Genomic DNA, 5821 nt, shown 5'->3' on the forward strand with positions numbered 1-5821 from the left:
CACTAGCGACTGTTGCTCTTCCTTGTAAGTTCCAGATACGATCGTTTGTAAGTGTTTTACTTTCTGTAATTAATCCAGAAATTTGATTGTCTGACACATCTGGGCCAGAAATCGGATTATCATCATCTCCACAACTAGTAAGAGTTAAAGCGGCAATAGCTAACATTGAAATAAATAATTTTTTCATCTTTTTTGAATTTTTTTATCAGATTGACTCTGCAAAGAAAAGTTTAAAGTTCATGATACAAGTTATTGGTAGATTATCAAACTAAATGAAATGATTAAATTACCGTTAACCGTGTTACGTTAAGGTTAATTAGATTGAATTATTATTGAATTACCTTGCACAAAACTCTAAACAAATGAACTGGCATCAACTACTTTCTCTTAAAAGATATGGCGACTCACAACCAAGGCTTAGAGAGCAACAAGATGAATTAAGGTTGGGCTTTGAAGTAGATTATGACCGGGTCATTTTCTCTCAGCACTTCAGATCCCTTCAGGACAAAACTCAAGTCATCCCATTAAGTCAGACAGGATTTGTTCATACCCGACTTACGCACAGTCTAGAAGTAAGCGTTGTAGGTCGCTCTCTAGGAAGAATGGCTGGTCAACGTATTCTAGAAAAGCATCCTGAGCTACAAGCAGCTGGCTATAAACAACAGGATTTTGGCGCTATAGTTGCCGCAGCAGCTTTGGCACATGACATAGGAAATCCACCTTTCGGTCATAGTGGAGAAAAAGCTATAGGCAGTTATTTTAAGACTGGACAAGGAGCTGAGATGATACGCACGCTTTCGCAAAAGCAACAACAAGACCTGCTCTCTTATGAAGGAAATGCTAATGGATACCGATTATTAAATCTCGATAGTCCAGGAACCACTGGCGGGTTAAGGCTTTCCTATGCCACCTTAGGAGCTTTTATCAAGTACCCTAAAGAATCCCTTCCTTATCGACCTACCAAACACGTTTCACAAAAAAAATACGGCATCTTTCAAGCAGATCTAGCTCACTTTAATGATGTAGCAAAGGAACTAGGACTAGTAAGCAAGGGTGCTATACAGGAGACTCACTACCGCCATCCACTTACCTATCTGGTAGAAGCTGCAGATGATATTTGTTACACCATAATTGATTTTGAAGACGGTATCAATTTAGGCTGGATCAGTGAAGATCACGCGCTAGAACAATTAATCAAGCTTGTCAGAGACACGATTAGGACTGAGGTTTACACGCAGTTATCTACTACTTCAGAGCGATTGTCTTATTTGAGATCACTAGCTATAAATAATCTTATAACCGACTGTATCTCTATATTTATGGAACATGAAGAGGCTATACTAGCTGGTAATTTTCCACATGCGCTCACCGATAAGTCAAAATACAAAGCGCAAATTGAAGATATTCTCAGCATTACCGTTGATAAAGTTTACAATAATGAAGAAGTCGTTCAAAAGGAAATAGCTGGATATAAAATTCTTCAAGACATTTTAAATGCGGTCATAAGAGCCAGTATCAATGATTTTGAGAAAATGACCAGTTCCTACGATCAATTGATTCTTAAATCCTGTAAAGGACTTAGGTTAAGCGGTAACGATAAATATGAACGCATATTAGACGTTTGTGGATACGTCGCCTCCCTTACGGACAGCAAGTCCATTGCGTTATTTGAAGTGATCAACGGTAAAATTTAAAATAAAACCACTCAATTGTCTTAACTTTAAGGTGTTAATCCGTATCAGATGAATAAAAAACTAATTGTTTTAAGTATTCTAGTCTATACGGCAGCCGTAATGAGCTTATTTGTTTTTAATAAAGAAGAAAAAGGAATCGCAGAGGCTAGAGCGCTTCGCGAGCAATTCTTAGAAAACAGTCCTTTTAAGGAAACCATAAAACTTATAAAAGCCGAACGTAAAGCACTTTCATTACCCCTAAGGCTTATAATGAGCGCATGTGGGAACTGACCATGAATCCTGCCAGAGGGATATCAACTCCTTATAAAGTAAAAAGCATGGATACCGATCTATTGAAAAGTGCTCTTGGTTCTAGCTCCAGAGCATGGGAAAAAAGAGGACCTCTAATGTAGGAGGAAGAACGAGAGTGACCTATGATGACCCTAGTGACGTAGAAGCAAATAACGGAGCTAGCACAGATTACAACAAATTATTTTCCAGCGGTATAGGTGGCGGTTTATGGGTGAATAACGATATCACTGACGTTAATTCTATATACCCTATAATTCCTGGACTTACGGAAAATCTAAACCTAAGCGCTTATGCTATAGACCCAAATGATTCCATGACTTTCTATATCGGAACAAGTGAACAATATACCGCGGGAGCAGCGGTAGAGAACGGCCTTTATAAAACTATTGATAGAGGAAGCTCTTGCACCGAAGTACCCGTTACACCTGCTGTACCTAGAAACTTAAACGCTCCTTCCGATTTATTTACTGCTGGAATCTTTTTTATTACTGATATCATTGTATGGGATAACAATGGAACTAGTGAAGTCTTTGTTGGAGTAGGCTTTACCATTTAAGCATCACCTAATTTCAACATCTCCAATCCTAACAATATTCTAGGAGCTCAAAATGCTGGATTGTATCGCAGTCCTGACGATGGAACTAGCTGGTCACGAATAGAAAACACCTCTATGGAATATATATTTGGCGGTCAAAGGTTTTATGTGGCTCCAAATGATTTTGAAATAAGTGCTGCTAATCAACTTTATATGGGTACCATTTCAGTTCCCGGAACAAATTTGGGCGGAGGTCGTTTGTACCCATCCAAAGATGAAGTCCTCTGGAACCTTCAAAATACCATTTCAGGTAGTGACCGTATTGAAATTGCTGCGTATTCCACAAATCAAAATCTATTTTATATAGCTGCATAGGTAGCAAGTGAAGAAAACTTATATAAAAGTGTCGATGCCTTACTGACAACTACTGCAATCGACAAGCCTAATGATGCAAATGGCTCCATCCTTACTGACGATTTTAAAAGAAGACAAGCCTTTTATGATTTAGTAATAGAAGTAGACCCTACTAATGATCAAATTATTTATGCAGGGAAATCGATTCCTTTAGGTCTATAAATAGAGGTGCTTCATGGAACCAAATCCCCAAATGCGTTGATGCATTTGGACTTGAAAATTTAAACATCTTTTTGTAGATGCTGACATCCGTGCCTTTAAATTCCACCCAGCAAACCCTAACCAAGGTATCATAGGAAGCGATGGTGGTATTTCATGGCAAACGCTTATCAATGGAATGACTGACATGAAACTAGTGTATCTAGATCTGAGAACAGCAGATAATACCCTACTTGCCACAACTCATAGTCGCGGCATGTTTACAGGAACTTTTGATACCTTGAGCATCTCTGAATTTGACACAAATGACTTAGGGATTAAAATCTACCCTACTGTTTCTAATGGAGCGATAGCTATCACTTTTAATCAAAATCTGGTTAAAACGAGTATTCAGATATTTAACCTAAGCGGTCAGCGGGTATTTGAAACGGAGAAAGACTTAAGTTCTAATGAGACATCATTACAGCTCGATTTAAAAAGCGGACTTTACTTGATACAATTCCAGTCAAATGGCCGGCTGCAGATAGAGAAAATTATCATTAAGTAAAGGAAAGAAGACCCTAACTTAGTTTTTTAATCAATTTCAACAAGGCTTCCTTATCCATTCCTGCGATTTTATACAAATCGGCAGTGGGACCATGTTCTATAAAGGAATCTGGAATACCTAGTTTATGGAAGCTTCCTCGGTACGCTTTCGCGAAAGCGAGATCGCAAACGGCACTTCCCAATCCACCTACTACCGTTCCATCTTCCATGGTAATGATATGATCATGCTGTTTGAAAATAGAGTCCAAAGCTGGAGCATCTAAAGGCTTTAAAAAACGAATGTCTAAATGTGTACAATCTAAATTCTCTTGTTCCAGCAATTCTTGAATCATCGTCCCGATAGGACCTATACTTATTACAGCGATTTTTTTACCTTTTTTCAATAGCCTAGAGGCACCTATTTCAAGCCGTTCAAAGGGCTGTTGCCAGTCCACAATTTTACCACGACCACGCGGATACCTAATCGAGATAGGCGCCTCCAATCCCTGTGAAGCCGTAAACATGATGTTTCTCATTTCTATAGCATCCATAGGAGCTGCAATGATCATGTCTGGAATACAATTTAAATAAGCAAGGTCAAAAACACCGTGGTGCGTCGCCCCATCTTTCCCTACAATCCCAGCTCGATCAAGACAGAAAATTACCGGTAGTTTTTGCAGCGCAACATCATGAATAACCTGATCATAAGCACGTTGTAAAAAAGTCGAATACACATTGCAAAAAGGCACCAGTCCTTGCGTTGCCATTCCAGCAGCCAGCGTTACCGCATGTTGCTCTGCAATTCCTACGTCAAAAGCACGATCTGGAATAGTTTCCATCATGATTTTCATGGAACTTCCTGTAGGCATAGCAGGTGTGATCCCGACAATTCTTTTATTAGTTTGAGCCAGCTCTACTATCGTATGCCCAAAAACATCTTGAAACTTAGGTGGTAATTTACTGTTGTCACTGGATGGAATGTCACCAGTAATTTTATCAAATTTTCCAGGTGCGTGATAGCGCACTTGATCAATTTCGGCTTGTTTAAGACCTTTCCCTTTTACTGTTCTCACATGTAAAAGTCTAGGTCCTTTTAAACTTTTCTGCCTTTTTAGTTCTTCAAGTAAAAGAGGTAAATCATGTCCATCGATAGGTCCTGAATAATCAAAGTTGAGCGATTCAAAGATGTTATCGCTACCGGTTTCTTTTCCTGATTTTGTTTTGGTAAGATAGTATTTAAGTGCTCCTACACTAGGGTCAATTCCTATCGCATTATCGTTAAGAATAACCAGAAGGTCTGCGCCGCTTACGCCCGCGTGGTTCAGGGCTTCAAATGCCATACCGCTGGCTATACTCGCATCACCTACTACAGCAATGTGCTTTCTATCTTCTTTCTTTAAAGAGCTCGCCATGGCCATTCCAAGGGCAGCGCTTATAGAGGTGGAACTGTGACCCGTTCCAAAGGTATCGTAAACACTTTCTGATCGCTTGGGAAAACCAGAGATGCCACCTAGATCTCGATTGGTGTGAAAAACATCCCTACGACCCGTAAGTATTTTATGCCCATAAGCTTGATGACCTACATCCCAAACCAACTGATCTACTGGAGTATGAAACACATAGTGCAAAGCAATAGTAAGTTCTACCACGCCGAGACTCGCTCCTAAATGACCTTCTTTTGCAGCTACTATATCTATGATAAAAGCCCTTAATTCTTGGGCCACTATAGCCAGATCACTTTCTGACAAGTGTCTTAAGTCAGACGGATCATTGATGGTAGAAAGTAGATTTTTTGACATGATTCAAAGGTAAGCTGAATAATCAATTTCTTGATTTAATGAATTGGTAATTTCTTGATGAGTTTCACCTAACAAATATTACAAAACAAATAGATCTTATTTTTAATTCCTGCTATTGTGGATTCTTTTATTTTTACTTTTGAGTATTTTAAAAAGATGATAGAACCCTTCGACCACGAGTATTTTATGAGAAAAGCTTTGCAAGAAGCTGCCGCTGCTTTTGACCGTAATGAAATTCCAGTAGGAGCGGTTATCGTAGCTCAAAACCGCATCATTGCAAAAGGCCATAATCTTACGGAAACACTTACTGATGTTACGGCACATGCAGAGATGCAAGCCATTACTGCTGCCTCTAGTTTTGTAGGTGGTAAGTATTTGAAAGACTGCACGCTTTATGTGACTTT

The 5821-nt window shown here is 39.2% G+C and carries 7 protein-coding genes and 1 pseudogene; 6 read left to right on the forward strand and 2 right to left on the reverse strand.

All coding sequences use genetic code 11. The features are described 5' to 3' along the window. A pseudogene (locus ACJAT0_RS12175) lies at positions 1 to 187 on the reverse strand (hypothetical protein); the annotation flags it as partial. Between the two features lie 175 nt (positions 188 to 362). Between ACJAT0_RS12175 and dgt the strand changes: the two are divergent. The 5 genes from dgt (at position 363) to ACJAT0_RS12200 (ending at position 3640) form a co-directional block, all read left to right on the forward strand. Further along, positions 363 to 1694, forward strand: a complete 1332-nt coding sequence (dgt, locus tag ACJAT0_RS12180) for a dGTP triphosphohydrolase (RefSeq protein ID WP_415181873.1) — start codon at positions 363 to 365, stop codon at positions 1692 to 1694. Between the two features lie 48 nt (positions 1695 to 1742). Further along, the gene (locus tag ACJAT0_RS12185; protein ID WP_415181874.1) at positions 1743 to 1964 is read left to right on the forward strand and encodes a hypothetical protein; all 222 of its coding nucleotides are present in this window, start codon (positions 1743 to 1745) and stop codon (positions 1962 to 1964) included. Positions 1965 to 2058: 94 nt separating this feature from the next. Then, positions 2059 to 2541, forward strand: a complete 483-nt coding sequence (locus ACJAT0_RS12190) for a hypothetical protein (protein ID WP_415181875.1) — start codon at positions 2059 to 2061, stop codon at positions 2539 to 2541. Between the two features lie 60 nt (positions 2542 to 2601). Next, entirely contained in the window at positions 2602 to 2895 is a 294-nt protein-coding gene (locus tag ACJAT0_RS12195; RefSeq protein ID WP_415181876.1) for a hypothetical protein, read from the forward strand. Between the two features lie 385 nt (positions 2896 to 3280). Continuing rightward, complete coding sequence (locus ACJAT0_RS12200) at positions 3281 to 3640, forward strand: T9SS type A sorting domain-containing protein (RefSeq protein ID WP_415181877.1); 360 nt, start codon at positions 3281 to 3283, stop codon at positions 3638 to 3640. 13 nt (positions 3641 to 3653) lie between these two features. On the opposite strand, the gene ACJAT0_RS12205 is transcribed toward ACJAT0_RS12200, so the two are convergent. Further along, entirely contained in the window at positions 3654 to 5417 is a 1764-nt protein-coding gene (locus tag ACJAT0_RS12205; protein ID WP_415181878.1) for a 1-deoxy-D-xylulose-5-phosphate synthase, read from the reverse strand. Positions 5418 to 5573: 156 nt separating this feature from the next. Here ACJAT0_RS12205 and ACJAT0_RS12210 point away from each other — a divergent pair. Then, the coding region (locus ACJAT0_RS12210) for a nucleoside deaminase (RefSeq protein ID WP_415181879.1) at positions 5574 to 5821 on the forward strand (248 nt) is incomplete at its 3' end.

It is taken from the genome of Nonlabens sp. (genome assembly GCF_047636915.1).
GTDB lineage: Bacteria > Bacteroidota > Bacteroidia > Flavobacteriales > Flavobacteriaceae > Nonlabens.

Bases quoted from the DNA above. Each gene is read 5' to 3' on its own strand.
- ACJAT0_RS12190 (WP_415181875.1), top strand. From the start codon at position 2,059: ATGGGAAAAAAGAGGACCTCTAATGTAGGAGGAAGAACGAGAGTGACC.
- ACJAT0_RS12205 (WP_415181878.1), bottom strand. From the start codon at position 5,417: ATGTCAAAAAATCTACTTTCTACCATCAATGATCCGTCTGACTTAAGA.
- ACJAT0_RS12185 (WP_415181874.1), top strand. From the start codon at position 1,743: ATGAATAAAAAACTAATTGTTTTAAGTATTCTAGTCTATACGGCAGCC.
- ACJAT0_RS12200 (WP_415181877.1), top strand. From the start codon at position 3,281: ATGAAACTAGTGTATCTAGATCTGAGAACAGCAGATAATACCCTACTT.
- dgt (WP_415181873.1), top strand. From the start codon at position 363: ATGAACTGGCATCAACTACTTTCTCTTAAAAGATATGGCGACTCACAA.